Origin of the sequence: Micromonospora sp. NPDC047465, from assembly GCF_040643125.1 — a bacterium.
Taxonomy (GTDB): Bacteria; Actinomycetota; Actinomycetes; order Mycobacteriales; family Micromonosporaceae; genus Micromonospora.
Map to the genome: position 1 here is coordinate 1 of NZ_JBEYTP010000050.1, position 17,444 is coordinate 17,444.

Annotated in this window: 16 protein-coding genes; 12 read left to right on the forward strand and 4 right to left on the reverse strand. The window is 71.1% G+C overall.

Annotated elements, in window-relative coordinates; genetic code table 11:
• The first annotated feature begins 656 nt into the window (after nt 1–656).
• Nucleotides 657–1,301: an MFS transporter gene (locus tag ABZ793_RS30020; RefSeq protein ID WP_357463274.1), complete on the forward strand. Its 645-nt coding sequence runs from the start codon at nt 657–659 to the stop codon at nt 1,299–1,301.
• 260 nt (nt 1,302–1,561) lie between these two features.
• Nucleotides 1,562–2,704, forward strand: coding sequence for a hypothetical protein (locus tag ABZ793_RS30025; RefSeq protein WP_357463174.1), 1,143 nt, complete (start codon nt 1,562–1,564; stop codon nt 2,702–2,704).
• Between the two features lie 7 nt (nt 2,705–2,711).
• Here the strand turns inward: ABZ793_RS30025 and ABZ793_RS30030 are convergent, their stop codons facing one another.
• Nucleotides 2,712–3,068, reverse strand: a complete 357-nt coding sequence (locus ABZ793_RS30030) for a hypothetical protein (RefSeq protein ID WP_357463177.1) — start codon at nt 3,066–3,068, stop codon at nt 2,712–2,714.
• A 59-nt stretch (nt 3,069–3,127) separates the two neighbouring features.
• Here ABZ793_RS30030 and ABZ793_RS30035 point away from each other — a divergent pair, with 59 nt between their 5' ends.
• The 4 genes from ABZ793_RS30035 to ABZ793_RS30050 all read left to right on the forward strand — a co-directional run bounded on the left by ABZ793_RS30035 (nt 3,128) and on the right by ABZ793_RS30050 (nt 5,823).
• The gene (locus ABZ793_RS30035) at nt 3,128–3,628 is read left to right on the forward strand and encodes a hypothetical protein (RefSeq protein ID WP_357463180.1); all 501 of its coding nucleotides are present in this window, start codon (nt 3,128–3,130) and stop codon (nt 3,626–3,628) included.
• A complete protein-coding gene (locus ABZ793_RS30040) occupies nt 3,625–3,858 on the forward strand; it encodes a hypothetical protein (RefSeq protein WP_357463183.1) in 234 nt (77 codons plus the stop codon). Before ABZ793_RS30035 ends, ABZ793_RS30040 begins: the two co-directional genes overlap by 4 nt.
• A gap of 153 nt (nt 3,859–4,011) precedes the next feature.
• Entirely contained in the window at nt 4,012–4,482 is a 471-nt protein-coding gene (locus ABZ793_RS30045) for a UPF0158 family protein (protein WP_357463186.1), read from the forward strand.
• A gap of 264 nt (nt 4,483–4,746) precedes the next feature.
• A complete protein-coding gene (locus tag ABZ793_RS30050) occupies nt 4,747–5,823 on the forward strand; it encodes a prenyltransferase (protein ID WP_357463189.1) in 1,077 nt (358 codons plus the stop codon).
• On the opposite strand, the gene ABZ793_RS30055 is transcribed toward ABZ793_RS30050, so the two are convergent.
• Nucleotides 5,811–7,208: a cation:proton antiporter gene (locus ABZ793_RS30055; RefSeq protein ID WP_357463192.1), complete on the reverse strand. Its 1,398-nt coding sequence runs from the start codon at nt 7,206–7,208 to the stop codon at nt 5,811–5,813. The two genes, ABZ793_RS30050 and ABZ793_RS30055, sit on opposite strands and share 13 nt — an antisense overlap.
• Before the next feature lie 1,381 nt (nt 7,209–8,589).
• Here ABZ793_RS30055 and ABZ793_RS30060 point away from each other — a divergent pair.
• Both ABZ793_RS30060 and ABZ793_RS30065 read left to right on the forward strand, forming a co-directional pair.
• Nucleotides 8,590–9,135 (forward strand): sigma-70 family RNA polymerase sigma factor, encoded by a 546-nt coding sequence (locus ABZ793_RS30060; RefSeq protein ID WP_357463195.1) that lies wholly within the window; start codon nt 8,590–8,592, stop codon nt 9,133–9,135.
• Complete coding sequence (locus ABZ793_RS30065) at nt 9,128–10,399, forward strand: sialidase family protein (protein WP_357463198.1); 1,272 nt, start codon at nt 9,128–9,130, stop codon at nt 10,397–10,399. Before ABZ793_RS30060 ends, ABZ793_RS30065 begins: the two co-directional genes overlap by 8 nt.
• Nucleotides 10,400–10,682: 283 nt before the next feature.
• Here ABZ793_RS30065 and ABZ793_RS30070 read toward each other — a convergent pair whose 3' ends face one another.
• Nucleotides 10,683–11,306, reverse strand: coding sequence for a TetR family transcriptional regulator (locus ABZ793_RS30070; RefSeq protein ID WP_357463201.1), 624 nt, complete (start codon nt 11,304–11,306; stop codon nt 10,683–10,685).
• Nucleotides 11,307–11,403: 97 nt separating this feature from the next.
• Between ABZ793_RS30070 and ABZ793_RS30075 the strand changes: the two genes are divergently transcribed.
• Nucleotides 11,404–11,883: a MarR family transcriptional regulator gene (locus ABZ793_RS30075; RefSeq protein WP_357463204.1), complete on the forward strand. Its 480-nt coding sequence runs from the start codon at nt 11,404–11,406 to the stop codon at nt 11,881–11,883.
• Nucleotides 11,880–13,517, forward strand: coding sequence for an MDR family MFS transporter (locus tag ABZ793_RS30080; protein ID WP_357463207.1), 1,638 nt, complete (start codon nt 11,880–11,882; stop codon nt 13,515–13,517). Before ABZ793_RS30075 ends, ABZ793_RS30080 begins: the two co-directional genes overlap by 4 nt.
• A 214-nt stretch (nt 13,518–13,731) precedes the next feature.
• Here ABZ793_RS30080 and ABZ793_RS30085 read toward each other — a convergent pair whose 3' ends face one another.
• A complete protein-coding gene (locus ABZ793_RS30085; protein WP_357463210.1) occupies nt 13,732–14,583 on the reverse strand; it encodes a hypothetical protein in 852 nt (283 codons plus the stop codon).
• 645 nt (nt 14,584–15,228) lie between these two features.
• On the opposite strand from ABZ793_RS30085, the gene ABZ793_RS30090 reads away from it, so the two are divergent.
• Both ABZ793_RS30090 and ABZ793_RS30095 read left to right on the forward strand, forming a co-directional pair.
• The gene (locus ABZ793_RS30090; protein ID WP_357463213.1) at nt 15,229–16,467 is read left to right on the forward strand and encodes a S8 family peptidase; all 1,239 of its coding nucleotides are present in this window, start codon (nt 15,229–15,231) and stop codon (nt 16,465–16,467) included.
• Nucleotides 16,468–16,643: 176 nt separating this feature from the next.
• On the forward strand, nt 16,644–17,444 hold the full coding sequence (locus ABZ793_RS30095; RefSeq protein WP_357463216.1) for an ABC transporter permease: 801 nt from the start codon (nt 16,644–16,646) through the stop codon (nt 17,442–17,444).

Here is a 17,444-nt window from a genome sequence, read left to right on the forward strand (position 1 = left end):
ATCCGCCGCTACATCATCTGGCGGAACAAGAACGCCACCGACAAGCGCCTACGTCAGGTAGTCAACAGGGCGAACGTTGCCTGACGCGGCACTAGCGGCTCTTAGTTCCGCTTCAGCGTCTGACCCCTATCCACGGTCACCCTTCTTGGGCCAGGTGGCCAACGCCGCTAGAGCGGCGCACGGAGCCAGACAACCCAGCAGACCGCAGAGCGACATGGCGACTGTCCAGAACAACCCCTCCACCACAAGGCTGGATGGTAGCCGTTGCTCGGAGCGGCCCGGAGTCGCTGAGTGACAAACTGGGTGACGACCACGGCGGGCACTCATTGGACGGGCCGGGACGCTGCCGGATCGGTTCAGTAGCTCAGCCGTCGCTTCAGGCCAGCTCTGAGGGCCGTGTCGGTTGCCTGGGGGTCAATGGAGTCGTCGGTTCGAATCCGGCCGTCCCGACTGGTATTTACCAATGGGCGCCGCCGCCAGCACAAGCGGCAGGTTTCCCAACCAGGCCGCCCGCTGAAGGGGGAGCAGGAGGCGCGTGCCGCCTACGGCGGAGCGGACCCCCGCCGGGTTCTGGGCGAGGTATTGGCGACCGAGGGTCAGGTCCATACACTCACCGCGTGAGCCCGCCCGGATACCCCGCACAGGCCCGACCATCGATGGTTCGCCCGCTCTGGTCGCTTGCTGGCCCAGCGCTTAGTGCGTTCCTGGCGGCCGGACTCCTCACCGCGCCCATCGGGCCGCTGGTCAGCGCGATCACGCGCGACCTCGGACTGTCCACTGCGGGCATGACAGCGACCGTGGTCGCACAGTACACGGTGGCAACGGTGGCCCTGGTCGCGCCCGGCTACCTGCTCGGCCGGCGGTGGCCCACCGCAATCGCGTTGCCTGCGCTGGCACTCCTGATCATCGGCAGCGTCGTGAGCGCGTTCACGCCGGGGGCGGCACTGTTGGCGGTCGGGCGGGTGCTCGTCGGGCTGGGTGCTGGAACCGTGGCCGGCGCCGCCCTCGCCCTGTCCAGTCAACTGGTCCGCTGGCGCTCCCGGGCCCGGCTGGCGCTCGGCCTCGCGCTCGGCGCCGCTCTCCTGATCGGACCCGTCGCGAGCGGCATGCTGGCGCAGGCGCTGAGTTGGCGGACGGTGTTCCTGGCCGACGTGATGGTGGCCACGGTCGCGCTGCTCAGCACCATAGCAAGCGGCATCGCCATGTGGGTCCTGCGTCCGTCCCGGCCTAGCCCGCCGGCTACCCCTGCTGCCACAACGCCGCGCCCCGGCGCAACCTGGATCGGTGGCCCAGGGCGCTGACAATCCGCGGCGCTGGAGAACACCGGCAGTACGTGGCGGCCTCGCGATCGATGTCGGCGGAGGAACACCTCTTCGCGGCGTACGGCCCGGACGAACATGTGATCCCCGAGCCCCGAGCCCCGAGGGTTCGCGGTGCGGGCCCGGTGGCTCGGCAATCCTTCGTCTCTCGTCAGGGCGTCGGCTGGCGCCGCATCGTGGTCTCGGTGAGCTGATGGGTCGGGTTGGATCTCGCGACTGCCGCGTCGTGGTAGGAACAGGGCGTGACGATCGCCGTTGATGATGAGCTGTTCGACCGTGCGGGTGAGCTGAAGCAGCAGCTGGTGGCGTTCTCGCAGCAGCGGCGTTATGACCGGGCGTTCGATGACGTGCTGGCGGACCAGCGCGACGGGCGCGTACCACTCGACGAGCACGCTCTGATGGTCCTGTGGGACTACTTCGTCCTGGAACATCGGCTACGTAACGGTCGGACGGTGGTGGAGCAGTTCGTCGCCGCGCATCCGGAGTTGCCCGAGCCGGAGCGGCGGATGCTGCTCGGGTGGCGGGACGTGGTGCAGGGGCCGTTCGAGGTGCAGGGTCGCGACGGTGCGGCGCTGGTGGTGGTCAACCTCGTGGATGAGTTGACCTACCGGGTGCGTTCCAACATGGGTCCCTCCGTGTTCCGGCGTACGCCGCGTCGGTCGTTTCTGATCGCTCGGCTGGTGGCGGTGGGCGAGGAGTGGATGATCAGCGGCCCGATGAGTGTGTGGCGGGCGCAGGAGTGTGACGTCGCGTACGAGATGGCGTTGGAGATGTCGCTGCGTGCGCCGGAGGCGGTGTACCGGAACCCGGAGAAGCTGGCCCAGGCGTGGGAGCTGCAACGTCAGGACCGGGATCGGTTCGTACGGTTCTTCGGCAGCGACCTGGTGGTGGTGGCCGGCGACCAGGTGGTCGACCGGATTTCCGAATACCGCGCGTTCTGCCTTGCGGAGGTGACTGGCACGTCGTCGGTCGTGGCCGGTGACGAGCCCACGCGGTTCGAGTTGCCACCGGATGTCGTGGAGGCGGAGACGGTGGCGATGATCTACGACGAGGTCGACGGGTTGGGTTTCTACGCCGAGTTCGCTCTGGTGGAGGCGGCGTTCGCGGATCCGGACCTGCTGCGGCGCCGCCGTTACCGGGAACACACGCTGGCGTACCTGAACGATGACAGCGTCGGCCCGCTGGTGCTGCGTCGGCTGGCCGCCCGTGACCCCGAGCGGGCCACTGTGGTGTTCCGCCGGCTGTTGAGGAAGCCGCGTTTCGACTGGGCCCGCGATGGCGAGGAACTTCTCCGCGCGTACAAGCCGGAGCACTTCCGACGAGTGCCGCGACCGCGGGTCAGCCCGGTCAGCGAGCGGCTGGCCGCGTACGCCCGCCGTCGCTGAGGCGCCGTCAGGTGCTGGGCCAGGTCCACTCGGGCCTGGGCCGGGCCGGGAACGGCGTGAGGCCGAGATAACGCCGGTAGGCGGCGTGGATCCAGGCGGTGACCGTGGGCGGCGGGAACGCCAGGTCGGCGAGAGTGACCTCGCCCGCGCCATCCGGGCCTTGGCAGGTGGCGACGATGCCGCGTGCCTCGTTCGTGTAGTCGATCGAGGTGACGGTGACCGGGTTGCCCAGCAGGGTGGCCGCGGTGGGCAGGATTGTTTCGTCCTCGATCACGGCGAGGAACGCGTTGTGTTGCTCGTCGGCACCGTAGGCGTCGACGATGATCGTCTCGATCGCGTTGTCCAGATCCTGGTCGTTCGGCACGCCCCACACGATAGGGCGGCGCGTCCCGAGGGCCGGTCGCGGTCTGCTGAGCTGGACAGATGACCGGTGGCGAGCTGACGGTGCTGGTGGACCGGCTGCGTTGGGATCGCCGGCGGGACCCCTACCGGGGTCGACGTGAGTACTCGCAGACTGCCCGCCAGGTGGCCGAGGAGTGTGATCGGTTGGTCGCCGAGGGCCGGGCGGATCTCGCGGTGCCGGTGTTGCGCGAGGCCGTCGGCCGCATCACCCGGGCCCTGATGTACCTGGATGACTCTTCCGGAATCATCGGAGACGACCTGCAGGAGTTCGTACGGCATCCCACCGCTGTCGGGTATCGATCCCTGATCGACACCGTGGAAGCGGCCGGCGGCGACGGCCCGACGGCGTGGGCTCTGGGGGTGCTGCGCGGCCGGATCACCCAGCAACCGGCGTACGCCTCCGCGCTGGTCGACGTGCTGCTGGCGGTGGGCCGTGACGACCAGGCCTGGCAGGAGGCCCTGCACCACGGCGGTGGCTCGGCGGGCCGCAGTGGCAGACCCTGCTGTAGGGGCGGGCGGTGACGCATCCGGAGGAGGTGATCCAGCCGTACCGGGACCTCGTCGAGCAGGCGATTCTCGACTCGGCCGACAAGTGGCGCTACCGGCGGGCCGTCGCGTTGCTCCCGGCCCTGCGGGCGGCGTACGAGGCGGTAGGAGAACCCGGGGCGTTCGGGCAGTACCTCGCGGAGCTGCGCATCGCGCACAAGCGCCGGCCGACGTTCCTCAAGACGCTCGACGCCGCTGGGCTGTAGCCGACCGGTCTTACGACTTCAGGTTGCCGAAGCAGTCGTCACCTCACGGCCTCGGTCCCCGCGTTGATGATCGGTCGGGCCGGCAGTCTCGCGGCCGAGAGGGAAGCGGACCTACCGTGGTTGCCGACGACCACGGCAATGGGGGTGGACACCATGCTCGACGTACGCCACCTCGATCTCGAAGGGATCGCCACTGCGCTGCAGGACCAGGGCACGTACGAGTACCGCTGGCTCATCGATCCGGCCAGCGGGGAGGTCATGATGTGGACGGCCGACGGCGGTATCGACGGGAAGACGTCGGTGGACCTCGACGAACTCGACCTGGTCCCGATCGAGGCGCTAGCGCCCTCCGTCTGGCACCGCGACATGGCCGACTTCGCCGAGCGCGTCAGCGACGAGCAGGCGGGACGCAGGCTCCAGCGAGCCATCCAGGGCAGGGGCGCCTTCCGCCGGTTCAAGGACGAACTGCACGAGGAGTATCCGCACCTACTGACAGCCTGGCACGCCTTCCAGCATGCCCGGGCAACCCGCCGCGCCATCGACTGGCTTCTCGACAACTCCCTCATCGACGACGCCGCCGCAAGCCGCTGTCGGGCCGAGCATCCCGACCCGGACGTGTCGTGAGACGACCCGCCCGGTGGACGGAGGCCTCAGGGCAGCCCGGCCATCTGCCCACACGGCACGCCGGTCGCCTGCCACCACAGCGAATGAGCCGGTCGGACGTCGTGCCGCAGTGGCGATGGACGCTTACCCGACAGATCGTGGCGATTGTCGTTTGCGGAGACGAAGGTTGTGGTCGCGGTCTGAGCACGGGGGAGGCGCTACACGATGGACGCGTCGTCGGGATCTCGGTCGTTGGCAGGACCTCGCCGGCCTGCCGTCGGGCCGGTGGACGGGCGGGGCGAAGCTCCGTGGCGGGGTCTCGTCCGACTGGCCCGGCTCCGCTTCCTGCTGTACAACCTCCTGCCGGTGGGTCTCGCCGTGGCGGTGTCGGTACACCAGGGCTATCCGCTCGATCCCACGTGGTACGCCGTCGCGCAACTCTTCGCGTGGACGGTCCACGTCATGACGCACTACTGCAACGAGTATTTCGACCTGGCGGCCGACCGGGCGAACGTCTACTTCACGCCGTGGACGGGCGGCAGCCGGGCCCTCGTCGACGGGGTGGTCGCACCCGTGGTGTCGCTCCGCGCCGGAGTCGTCCTGTTCGGCGTGTCGGCGTTGATGGTGGCTGTCATGCCGTCCTGGCAGGCACGCGCGCTCGCCGCCGCGGCCGTGGTGCTGGCCTGGTTCTACACGGCGCCACCGTTGCGGCTGAACTACCTGGGCGCGGGGGAGATGACGGTCGCCGCGATACTCAACGGCCTGTGGCCGGCCGTCGCGGTGGTGCTCCAGACCGGCACCGTACCGATGCTGCTGTTGGCCGTGCTGGCGCCCACCGCGGTGCTGCAGGTCGCGCGGATGATGGTGATGAACCTGGGCGACCGCCGATCGGACGCGATGGTCGGCAAGCGCACGCTGCCCGTCATCATCGGGTACCGGCCGGCGGTGCGGGTGATCGTCGGGGCGCAGCTGGTCGGGTACGCGACGCTCACCGTCTTCGCGTTGCTCGGCTGGGTGCCGTGGCTGGTCTGGGCGGCGATGGCCGCCACCGCGCCGCTGTCGGCCTGGCTCGTCCGGCAGCTCCGGGACGGCGCGATGCGCGACCTCGACCCCCGGCGCATGACACCCGTGGTGTTCTGGGCCTCGAACCACGTGTCCCTGATCGTCGCGGCGGCGATGCTGGGCGTGATCCTGGACGCGGTGCGCCGCTCCGCGGACGGTGGTGCGCTGGCCGTGCTGGGCGCGGTTCTCGCCGGCTACGGGATGCTGTTCGCCCACCGTCTGTGGTTGGCGCGCCGACACTCCGAGCGCGGGCAGGATCTCGCCCAGCGTGCGCGTCCTGAGCCGGCTCAACGAGGTTGAGCGGACGGCTCCCGCGGCGTCCCGGTCGCGTGACCGACTTCCGTCTCCGCCACGACGTCGCCGGCGGAGACCGGTGGGGCCGGTGATCCCGACCGGCGTTGGATGAAGTGGTACAGCGGTGTGGCCGCCAGCGTGGTGATGACGGTCATCAGGGCCAGGACGGTGTACAGCGCCGGCGTCACCAGTCCCTTCTCCAGGCCGATGTTCAGCAGGACGAGTTCCATCAGTCCGCGCGCGTTCATCAGGGCGCCGACCGAGGCCGCGGAGCCCCACGGCAGGCCGGCCGTGCGGGCACCGATGGTGCACGCCACGCCCTTGCTCAGGAAAGCCACCAGGACCACGATCACCAGGACCAGCAGCACACCGGGATCCGTCAACACGCTGAACTGCGTGGCCAGTCCGGAGTAGACGAAGAACGTCGGTAGCAGCAGCCGGACCGTGACGGGCTCGATGCACGTCCGCAGGGCCTCGGTGAAGCGGCCACGGGGTATGGCGACGCCGAACAGGAAGGCCCCCACCACCGCGTAGATCCCGACCGCCTCGGTGTACGCGGCACAGAGCAGCAGAATGATCATCGTGGTGATGAGCCCGGCGGGACGCAGCCCGTCGTCGTCCATGGCCCAGCGGGCGAGCCTGGCGGACAGGGTGCGGCCCAGGGTCAGGACCACGAGGACGTAGACCAGGCCACCGCCGAGGGCCAGCAGCGCGACCGACGCGTCGCCCTGGGCCGAGGAGACCACCACGGCCAGCAGGACCCAGGCGACGGTGTCGTCGACGGCGGCGCACGCCAGGGCCACCGTCCCGGTGGGGCTGCCGCCGAGATTGTTCTCGTGGATGATGCGCGCCAGCATCGGAAAGGCGGTGATCGCCATCGCCGTGCCGACGAAGAGGGCCGCCTGCCATGCGGCCACCTTCTCGTCGAAGAACGTCTGGTTGCTGGCCAGCACCCAGCCCAGCACCGCGCCGGTGGCGATCGGTGCGATGACGCCGGCGACGGACGACCCGAGCGCCGAACGGAGATGTCCCGTGAGGACGTCGGTGCGGAACGACATCCCGACGACGAACATGTACAGGACCAGGCCGAGCTGGCCGGCCACGTAGAGCACGATCAGCGAAGGGTGGGCGATGCGGCTACCGGCGTCGCCGGCGTCCAGATGCAGCGTGGTCGGGAACAGCCAGCCTTGCAGGGCGGGCAGCAGGAGACCGAGCAGCGTCGGCCCCAGCAGGAAACCCGCGACCATGTCGGCGACGACCTGTGGCTGACCCAGTCGGCGGAGGAGGAGTCCGACCGACCAGCAGGTGAACAGCACCACCGCGAGTTGGAGGAAGAAGTGCAGGGACAGGGCGAGATTCGACGGCATCATCACCTCGGCGGTCGCAGGCATTCTGGTGCGGGCAGGAAGAACTGACACATGCCGTACCGCGGTGGCCGACGCCGGCACCGGCGGGGAGCCGCGCAGTTCGCCGATGACCACGAGGTGATCGCCGGCCGGGAGGGTGGGGCACCACATCGAGGTCCGCGGTGGCGCGCGCGCCGTCGGTCGGCCAGGACAGCCGCCGCACGGCGAGGTTCGCGACCGTACGCGCGAGAACTGGTGCTGCCATGATGTGGGCGCGCGCGTCGCGCCGTCGCGCGGCAGGTCGGGCGAGGAATTCGCGTAGCCGGGCGCGGCTCCGGACGTCGTGTCGGCCGTTCGCGCGGGGCCGAGAAGTGGCGGCGGCAGGCATGCATTTCCACTGACGAGCAGGTCGTTGTCCGTGGCCGACCAGCGCGATCCGCCGGGGCGAGAATGGCAACCCCGGGAGAGTTTACGCATCAGGTCGCGGAAGTCCTCTGGCTTCATCTGTCGTCCTTTCGGGGCGACGGTTCGCCGACGACGCGACTGCGTCAGATAATCGTGTTGCGCAAGCGGGTACGTCAATGATTTATCGCCTGGTTCAGCAATCGTGGAGAGTGTCTGGCCGCTGGCGACGTGGACCGTGGGTCGGAGACGGGCGAGGCGCGGCGGGGCTGGCCGGTGTGCCGAGAGCCGTGTAGTTCCTGGTGGCTGCCACTGGTCGGGTGGCTGCGGATCGGCCTCGAAGCGCTGGTGGGTTCTCAACCGGCCAGCCGGTGCGGCGCCGGCTCGCGTTGGTGCGTGCTGCCGGACGAGTTTCCCGTGGGCGTTCGGCGGGGCGTGTGACGAAGATGCGGTAATGAGATTTGGGTCCGGAGGAAATCCCACGTCTCGGGTGGCCCGTCGGGGTATCGGCTTCGCAGGAATTGATCACCGCTGGGTCGGAGCCGAGATCACGGAAGTGCCTGTGTGGGTTGGCGTGTGCGGCATGGCGACCCTTGACCCGATTATCTTCCCTGTGCCACTCTCGGTCGTCGGGATTCTTCCCCCCGTATTCAGGGTCTGACTCTGTCCTCCGATTGTTGTGCGGCCAAATTTTCCCGACCCGTCTATTGCTGCTGACGTCGGTTCAGCGCCAGGAGCGGCATCATGCCGCATATCCCTTGGCCCGCCCACCCTCGGCGAATGGTCGGCGGCACCGACGATCCTCCTGCCCTGTCGGACACGGCCGGAGAGCATCAGCACCGCTGGCGCGGCGGGCAGGGCCACTGCCCCGACTTCCGTGATCCAGACTCCTGGACGGTGACCCGTCGCTGCCCCGCGACGCTTCGCCGGTCGTGAGCGAGCGGCGATTCGCCGAGCGGAGGTGTCACCGGGGCGGCTGCTGGTTGGTCTCAAGGGGTGCAGAGGCTGAGCAGGAGGAGACGATGTGTCGGACATCCAGGAGCAGATCCGGGAGTTGTACGCCGCCGCGGCGTCGCGTCTGGTGTCGCAGTTGTTCGCGATCACCGGTGACTACGCGGAGGCTCAGGACGTAGTACAGGACGCCTTCGTGCGGGCGCTGGCCCGGCCGGGTCGGTTCGGCCAGGTGGAGCATCCGGAGGCGTGGCTGCGTACGGTGGCCCTCAACATCGCCCGGAGCCGGCACCGGCGCCGGATGGTCTTCGCCCGGCTGGCGCGCTCCGGCCAACTCGACGGTGGGCAGCGGGGGGCCGCGGGCATGTCGCCCGACCACGTCGCCCTCGTCACCGCACTCCAGCGGTTGCCGCGCCCGGCCCGTGAGGCCGTCGTGCTGTACCACATCGCGGACATGACGGTGGCCGACGTGGCGGAGACCTTGGGCTGCTCCGTGGAGGCGGTCAAGACCCGCCTCGTCCGGGCCCGTCGTGCCCTCGCCGTCGGCCTCGACGACACCGCTGACATCACCACCGTTCGACCAGGGATTGTGAACAAGAGAGGTTCTCTCCATGCCTGACCTGGACTTTGCCGGGCTCGACCGGGCCGCCCAGGCGGCCTTCAGACCGGACTTCACCGAGGTGCGGCGCCGGGCGGCACGCCGTCGACGGCAGACCCGCGTGGCCGCGGCCTCGCTGACCACGCTCGCGCTGGTCGCTGTCGCCGGGGTCGCCTCCGCCAGTCTGCACCGCGCGGACCCCCAGGTGTCCGTTCCCGGCCTCGGCGGGACCACGACGCCCGGCTTCATCCCGACGCCAGCGCCTTCCACCAGCCCTGTCCCGGGTGAGGCCCGGACCCCTCGTCCGGGCCCGGTGGTCGCGGGAGACCTCGACCACTTCTACTTCCGCTGGAAGAACTGCCGGGAGGACGACTGCGTGCTGATGGTGTCGGGCACCGCCGACCGTGGGGCGACCTGGCGCAGCCGCGAGCTTCCACTGTCCGGCAACGCGCTGGTCGCCCTCGCCGCGGCCGGGCAGCGCACGCTGATCGCGTCGTACCAGGTCGCCGTCGGGGCCGGAGACCGGCAGGGCTGGCTCGCGAGCGTCGACGGCGGGGAACGGTGGCGGGAGGTGACGGCGGACACGGCCGTCCAAGTGCCCGACGGATGGCGCGTGCTCAACCACATGCTCGGCCCGCGCGCCGACCGGATCGTGGCGGCGGACCCGGCCACGGGTGACGTCGTGCAGGTGGCGCAGACCACGGGGCTGGAGTTGCCCGCGCTCGCGGAAGACGTGCCGCCCGAGGCGGGCATCTGGGGCAGCGGCTACGCGGCCGTGGACACGATCGACGGCCGGCTCGTCGGCCGGGGCAGCGCGATCACGGTGAGCCGTGACGGAGGCCGTACCTGGCAGCGACACGTCTTCGCCGGGCCGCTCACCGCCGGCGACGACGTCGCGCTCGACGTGGCCACGTGGGACGGCCGCACCGTCTACGCCGTCGGCAGCATCGACGGCACACTGGTCGTCCATCGCAGTGGTGACGGCGGCCGGACCTGGCGACGCACCGCCGGCAGCGCGGTCGTCGGTGACCGGCAGCTTCGTGCCTCCGTCCGGTCCGACGGAACGCTGGTCATCCAGGCCGGTCTCGTCGCCGACGACAGGCCGCTGATGTTCAGCAGCGGCGACGGGGGGCAGCGCCTGTCCCCGATGGAGCCCGCGCCCGGCGCGGCGGCCGTACCGGTACCTGGCGGATACGCGCAGCGCGGTTGGCCGCACACCCCGGGCACGTGGTGGTCCGCCGACGGGAACACCTGGTCCTTCCTGGGCGCGCCCGACCTGCCCTGACGCCTCGCTCCCGCCGGGCCGGCACCGCCCGGCGGGAGCGAGGCGGGACTGGGGCAGCGGTGGTGTGGCGAGATCCACGGATGCGTGCGCACCGTCCGCTGCCGACCGCGGCGGCTCAGTCGGGAGTCGCCGCGTCGAGGAAGTCGATGATGAGGGTGGCGAGTTCCCGGGACCGCGCCGGCGGACAGGAACGGCGAGCCGACGCGGGCCGGCGGCGGGTGATGAGTCGATACGCCGGACGCCGGACGCGGCGGCGGTCGGGGCGTGGGCGGTCGCTGCGGGCTCAGGTGGTGCCAGGTGGGGGAGCGGCAGCCTCGACGGCCGGTGTGGGGGCCGCCTCCGCGAGCGCGACCCGGAGGGTGTCGCGTAGCGGCCCGTCGGGGTGCTCGATCCAGTGCTGGACGGCGACGCGCAGGGTGGCCAGGAAGGTCGCCGCCAGGACCCGGGCCCGCAGCTCCGGGTCGGGGCCGGCCAGCCGGTGGACGAACTCGTCGGCGAGCTCGCGCTCGATGGTGGTGTACGCCGCGATCTGCTGGGCGACGAGTCCCGGGTGCCCCCGCAGTTGGCGGCGGCGGACCAGCCACGAGGGGGGCGTGTTGCCGTACACCTCCTCGGCGAGCTGTTCGGCGGCCTGGCTCAGCGCGCGCCACGGCGGCGCGTCGGGTGGTTGCTGGCGGACCAGCTCCAGCAGTCGGCGCAGTCGTACGGCGTCGCCGTGGAAGATCGCCTCCTCCTTGCTGGAGAAGTAGTTGGAGAACGTCCGGCGGGACACGTTCGCGGCGTCGGCGATCGCCTCGACGGTGACGCGGTCGAGCCCGTGCTCGGAGGCCAGGCGCAGGGCCGCCTCGTGCAGGGCGAGGCGGGTTGCCGCCTTCTTGCGCTCCCGTAGCCCGGTGGCCTCGTCCATGCCGTCAGCCTAGTGCCGACGTGACTCGTTTCTCATTGCGCAAACTTGCCCATCGGGCAAGATCGGCAGATGCTTGTATGCGGCAACCATCTGCGATGTGGGGGAAACGGTGGACGGCACCGCTCGTCAACTCGGCACCAGGCTGCACGAACTGGTCCGGACCGTACGGCTGATCCGGCGGCGCCGGGCCGACGTGCGGCCGCTCGTGCCGCTCGGCCTGGTCGGCATGCTCATGCAGATCGACCGGCTTCCCGCCGGCTGCCACGCGCGGGAACTCGCCGTCCGCACCGGGCTGGACCCGTCGACCGTGAGCCGCGCGATCGCCTCGCTCGTCGGGCTCGGCCTGGTCGAGCGGGGCGCCGATCCGACCGACATGCGAGCCAGGGTCCTGGCCGTCACCCCTGACGGCCGGGCCGCCCTGACCGAGATCTTCGACTGGTACGGCGGGGTGCTCGACCGGGCGCTCGCCGACTGGACGCCCGACGAGATCGCGGCGCTGAGCGGGGCGCTCGGCCGGTTCACCCGCGACATCGAGACCGCCCTCGGACACCACGACAACCTGGAGGCCGCGCGATGAGCGCACCCACCACGACGACCGGCGACACGCCGATGACGCATCGGCAGACGCTGGAGGCGCTCAGCGGCCTGCTGCTGGTGCTCTTCGTCGCCATGCTCAGCGGCACCGTCGTCTCGACGGCGCTGCCGAAGATCATCGGCGCGCTGAACGGGTCGCAGACCCAGTACACGTGGGTGGTCACCGCCACCCTGCTCACCGCGACCGCGACGACCCCCGTCTGGGGCAAGCTCGCCGACCTGTTCAACAAGAAGCTCCTGGTGCAGGTCGCCATCGTCGTCTTCCTGGTCGGCTCGGTGGTCGCCGGCCTCGCCCAGACCGCCGGCCAGCTCATCGCCGCGCGTGCGTTCCAGGGCATCGGCGTCGGCGGCCTCCAGGCGCTCGTCCAGGTCGCCATCGCGGCGATGATCCCGCCGCGGGAGCGCGGCCGGTACAACGGCTACCTCGGCGGCGTCATGGCCGTGGCGACGGTCGGCGGCCCGCTGCTGGGTGGGCTCATCGTCGACACGTCCTGGCTCGGCTGGCGCTGGTGCTTCTTCGTCGGGGTCCCCGTTGCCGTGCTCGCGCTGATCCTCCTCCAGGTCACCCTGCGCCTGCCCACGGTCCGCCGCGACAACGTGAAGATCGACTACCTGGGCGCCAGCCTGATCGCCGCCGGGGTCAGCGTGCTGCTCATCTGGATCTCCTTCGTCGACGACTCGTTCGCCTGGGTCTCCTGGCAGAGCGCGGCGATGGTGGGCGGCTCGGTCCTGCTGCTGGCCCTGGCCGTCCGGGTGGAGGCGCGGGCTGACGAGCCGGTGGTCCCGCTCGACCTGGTCCGTCAGCGCACCACCGCCCTGGCCATCCTCGGCAGCCTCGCGGTCGGCATGGCCATGTTCGGCGGCGCCGTCTTCCTCGGCCAGTACTTCCAGATCGGCCGCGGCTACAGCCCGACGGAGGCCGGGCTGCTCACCATCCCGATGATGGCCGGCGTCCTCGGCTCGTCGATCGTCGCCGGTCGCCTGATCACCAGGACCGGGAAGATCAAGCCCTACATCCTCGTCGGGGCGGTCGTGCTCGTCGCCGGTTTCGCCCTGCTCGGCACCATCGACCACGAGACGTCGCTGGTGCTGGTCGGCGCGGCCATGTTCATCGTGGGCGTCGGGGTCGGCATGACCATGCAGAACCTCGTCCTCGCCGTGCAGAACACCGTCTCCCTCAGGGATATCGGCGCGGCCAGCTCCACCGTGGCGTTCTTCCGCTCCCTCGGCGGCACCATCGGGGTGTCGGTGCTCGGCGCGGTCCTCGCCCGCCGGGTCACCGAGCAGATCACCACGGACCTCGCCGCCGCGGGCATCCCCACCTCCGGCGGGGGGACCGGCAGCCTCAACATCGACGCCATGCCGGCCGCGGTCCAGCAGATCGTCCGGGCCGCGTACGGCGACGCCACCGGACACATCTTCCTGATCTCCGCGGCCATCGCCGTCGTCGGCGTCCTCGCGGCGGCCCTGCTCAAGCCGGTCACCCTGCGCACCAGCCTGGACCTGCCGGACGCCGCCACCTCGGCGGCCGTCGCCGCCGACGCCGTCGACGGCGCTCCCGCCTTCGACCAGGTGGACGTGGACGCCGTGGCGAAGGAGACGTCCGCCCGCCGCTGAGGTCCGCCCCACGCCCGCCGGGGCCGCCGCCGTAGGAAGACGGCGGCGGCCCCGTTCGTCGGCGGGAAGGCGGAGCCTGCGTCGGGCCCGCGCACCCTGCACGACGGTCGCGTGGTCGAGGGCGACGCAGCCTTTCCACCACGGGTGCGGCGGACGCGGGAAACACGTCGGGGAGGGACGGTGACCGTCCCTCCCCGACGTCGAACGGGCCGCCTCAGGACAGGAACTTGTCCAGGGCCGCCTCGATGGTGCCGGAGTCCGGCGCCGCGTACGACTTCATGGTGTTCTTGTTGTACGAGATGAAGCTCGGGCACCGGTTCGCCGGGGCGCTCACGGTGCCGCCGTCGCCGATCTTCTCGCCGGTCTTCGCCGCGTAGAAGGTCAGCTCGTAGCGCGACGAGATGTAGTCGATGGTGACCTGCTTGTCGGAGCTGTCCTTGTACTGGCACTTGCGGGGCGTGCCCTCGCTGCCCTCCACGAACTTCAGGCAGCCGACCACCGAGACCGACTCGAAGTCGGCGCTCTTGGCGTAGTACGGCTTGTTCGAGGCGATCGACTTCGACGACCAGAACGTCAGCCGGTCGGGGTTGTTCGAGAAGACGTACGCCTTGGCGCCGGACGCGCCGTTGTAGGGCGCCGCGTTGAGGATCTGGCTGCCCTCGCAGACGTCGCCCAGGTCGCTGGAGTAGCGGGCGGTCACCGCGTTGTTGCTGTTGCCCGGGTCCTGCGACTCGGACTGCCCCGGGGTGGGGGTGGCGTCGGTGCCGGGCTCGCTGGACCCGCTCGGGGTGGCGGACGCGACCGGGGTGGGGTCGTCGTCGTCGTTGACGAGGACGAACCCGACGCCGGCGCCGCAGAGCACGAGAAGGACCACCACGGCGGCGGCGGACAGGCCGATGATCAGGCCCTTGTTCGACTTCTGCGGCGGCGGGACCGGGGCCCCGAACTGCGGTGGCTGCCCTGGCTGGCCGTATCCGGGGTACCCGCCCTGCGGGGCCGGGGGCCCGCTCCACGGGTTGACGTTCGGATCCGGCTGCCCTCCGTACGGAGGGTGACTGTCGGTCATCTGAAGCCCTTATCGCTGTCGATGTGTGCCCAGGCACGGGGATCATGCAACAGGGTAGTGAGCGCTCCAAATCTCGACAGTTGCCGGCGATCTGGTCGAGGCCCGGGTCATAGCCGCCAGGAACCGGCGATCACTGTCCGTGTAGGGGGCGGCTGCCCTGAGTCGACGGGGGTCGGCGGCGGCCCGGCGGCGTCGGAAAGGCGGATCCGGGCCGTGCGGCGGGATTCGGCGCCCCGCACCGCTCAGGTGTGGACGCCGCGTCGGGCGCGCCTCCTCCGTGACGAGGATCACTCATGCTGCCGGTCCGCGATGTGGGCGGCGCCGGCGCGGCCGGGCGCCTCGGTCGGCCCGCCGTGTCGTCCCCGCCGGGCGCGGGGTGTCGCCGCCGTCGCCGCCGCGGCCCTCGCGGCCGCCGCCGTGGTGGTCGCTCGGTCCGCGGCCCGGGCGACCGTAGATGTCGACGTATCTCAATTGAATCTTGTTCGCGCAAGTCTTTCACGTGCGGTTCTTCAACATCGTCCTCACATCGTGAACACCAAGGAAATATACGTAGATGAATATGATGGCTAAGGTTTCCTCATCGTCCACCGCCTGCCGGGTGCGCCACGAGCCACCCGAAGGCCACGACAGTAGGAGGACCGGGAGATGACGCTCCCTCGCACTCGACGGCGTACCCTCGCCGGCGCGGTCGGCGTGTTCGCCAGCGCCGCCATGGTCACCACCATGATCGGCGCCCCGGCGACAGCCGCCCCCGGAACCGGCGAGATCCGCAGCGCCGGCGGCGCGACGGCCGTGGCCGACAGCTACATCGTGGTGCTCAAGGACAGCAGCGTCGGCGGTCGCGCCGGCACCCGGCAGGCCGAGGTGCGCAGCAGCGCCGGCTCGCTGGCCGCGCGCTTCGGCGGGACGGTCGGGCACGTCTACGGCGACGCGCTCAACGGCTTCGAGGTGCGGCTGTCGGAGCGGGCCGCCAAGCGCCTCGCCGCGCACCCCGCCGTCGACTACGTCGAGCAGAACCACACCGTGACGACGACCGCTACCCAGTCCAACCCGCCGTGGGGCCTGGACCGCATCGACCAGCGGGCCCTGCCGCTCAGCCGCACGTACACCTACAACAGCAGCGGCACCGGCGTCACCGCGTACATCATCGACACCGGCATCCGGACCACCCACGTCGACTTCGCCGGCCAGGCCGTCGACGGCTACGACGCGATCGACAACGCGCTGCCGGCCGCCGACTGCAACGGCCACGGCACGCACGTCGCGGGCACCGTCGGCGGCAACACCTACGGCGTCGCCAAGAACGTCCGGCTGGTGGCCGTGCGGGTGCTGAACTGCCAGGGCAGCGGCACCTGGGCGCAGGTCATCGCCGGCATCAACTGGGTGACGTCGAACCACCAGGCGGGCCAGGCCGCGGTGGCGAACATGAGCCTCGGCGGCTCCTACAACAGCTCCCTGAACACCGCCGTGGCGAACTCCATCGCCGACGGCATCACCTACGCCGTGGCCTCCGGCAACTCGAACGCCAACGCCTGCAACTACTCGCCGGCCTCGGTCCCGACGGCGCTCACCGTCAACGCCTCGCAGAGCAACGACGCGCGGGCCTCGTTCTCCAACTGGGGCACCTGCACCGACATGTTCGCCCCCGGCGTGGGCGTCCTGTCGGCCTGGTCCACCAGCGACACCGCCACCTCGTCCATCAGCGGCACCTCGATGGCCTCGCCGCACGTCGCGGGCGCGGCCGCCCGGGTGCTCAGCGTCAACCCCGGCTGGACGCCCGCCCAGGTCCACTCGTACCTGGTCAGCCAGGCCACGACCAACGTGATCACCAACCCGGGCAGCGGCTCGCCGAACCGCCTGCTCTACCTCGCTCCGACCTTCTGACCCTCCGACGCCGGTGGCCTGACGGCTCCGGCGGGAACGGTCGCACCGGCCCCGAGGCGTCCCGCCCCGGGGCCGGCCCGCGTCCGGGCCGCTCTTCGCCGCCGGCGGAATCTGCCGGCCAGGTCCGGGCGCCGGCCGGTGCGAGGCCGCCGTCCGCGCGCCGGCAGACTGGCCGGATGTCATCGACGATGCTGGTGGTCGGCCCGGAGTTGGCCGCCGCCCTGGTCGCCCTGGCCGTGGTGGCGGCCGTCGTGGTCCGGGCCGGTGGGCTCGGGCACGGCCGGCAGGTGCTGGTCGCCGCGGCCCGCGCCGCGATCCAGTTGGCAGCGGTGTCGCTGCTGATCACCGCGATCGTGGTGTCGCTGTGGGCGACGGCGGCCTTCGTCGTCCTGATGTGCGCGGTGGCGGCGGTCACCTCCGGCCGGCGGATCACCGGCCGGTGGGACTGGTGGGCGGGCGTGCCGATCGCGGCGGGGAGCATGGCCGTGGTGGCGGGGCTGCTGTCGGCGGGGCTCGTGCCGATGCGGGGGATCGCCGTCATCCCGGTGGCCGGAATCCTCATCGGCGGGGCGATGACCGCGACGTCGCTGGCGGGCCGGCGGGTGCTGGACGAACTGACCGCCCGTGGGGGAGAGGTGGAGGCCGCCCTGGCGTTGGGGCTGCCGGCACGCGACGCCGTCCTGCTCGTGTGCCGTCCGGTGGCCGGGCAGGCGCTGGTGCCGGCGCTGGACCAGACCCGCACGGTGGGCCTGGTGACGCTGCCGGGCGCGTTCGTCGGCGTGCTGCTGGGCGGCGCCAGTCCGCTCACGGCCGGGATCACGCAGTTGGTCGTGCTGGTCGGGCTCCTCGCGGTGGAGGCGGTCGCGGTCGTCCTCACCGTCGAACTCGTGGCCCGCGGCCGGTTGCGTCCGGCCCGGGCGGAGCTGCTCCCGTTCGACCTGCGGGCGGCCGGTGGCGGCCGGCGGGCCCGGACCTGA

What these genes read in the sequence shown, in the direction of transcription:
- ABZ793_RS30080 (WP_357463207.1), top strand. Translation starts at nt 11,880, where the DNA reads ATGAGCGCACCCACCACGACGACCGGCGACACGCCGATGACGCATCGG.
- ABZ793_RS30095 (WP_357463216.1), top strand. Translation starts at nt 16,644, where the DNA reads ATGTCATCGACGATGCTGGTGGTCGGCCCGGAGTTGGCCGCCGCCCTG.
- ABZ793_RS30045 (WP_357463186.1), top strand. Translation starts at nt 4,012, where the DNA reads ATGCTCGACGTACGCCACCTCGATCTCGAAGGGATCGCCACTGCGCTG.
- ABZ793_RS30070 (WP_357463201.1), bottom strand. Translation starts at nt 11,306, where the DNA reads ATGGACGAGGCCACCGGGCTACGGGAGCGCAAGAAGGCGGCAACCCGC.
- ABZ793_RS30055 (WP_357463192.1), bottom strand. Translation starts at nt 7,208, where the DNA reads ATGCCTGCGACCGCCGAGGTGATGATGCCGTCGAATCTCGCCCTGTCC.
- ABZ793_RS30035 (WP_357463180.1), top strand. Translation starts at nt 3,128, where the DNA reads ATGACCGGTGGCGAGCTGACGGTGCTGGTGGACCGGCTGCGTTGGGAT.
- ABZ793_RS30065 (WP_357463198.1), top strand. Translation starts at nt 9,128, where the DNA reads ATGCCTGACCTGGACTTTGCCGGGCTCGACCGGGCCGCCCAGGCGGCC.
- ABZ793_RS30020 (WP_357463274.1), top strand. Translation starts at nt 657, where the DNA reads ATGGTTCGCCCGCTCTGGTCGCTTGCTGGCCCAGCGCTTAGTGCGTTC.
- ABZ793_RS30090 (WP_357463213.1), top strand. Translation starts at nt 15,229, where the DNA reads ATGACGCTCCCTCGCACTCGACGGCGTACCCTCGCCGGCGCGGTCGGC.
- ABZ793_RS30085 (WP_357463210.1), bottom strand. Translation starts at nt 14,583, where the DNA reads ATGACCGACAGTCACCCTCCGTACGGAGGGCAGCCGGATCCGAACGTC.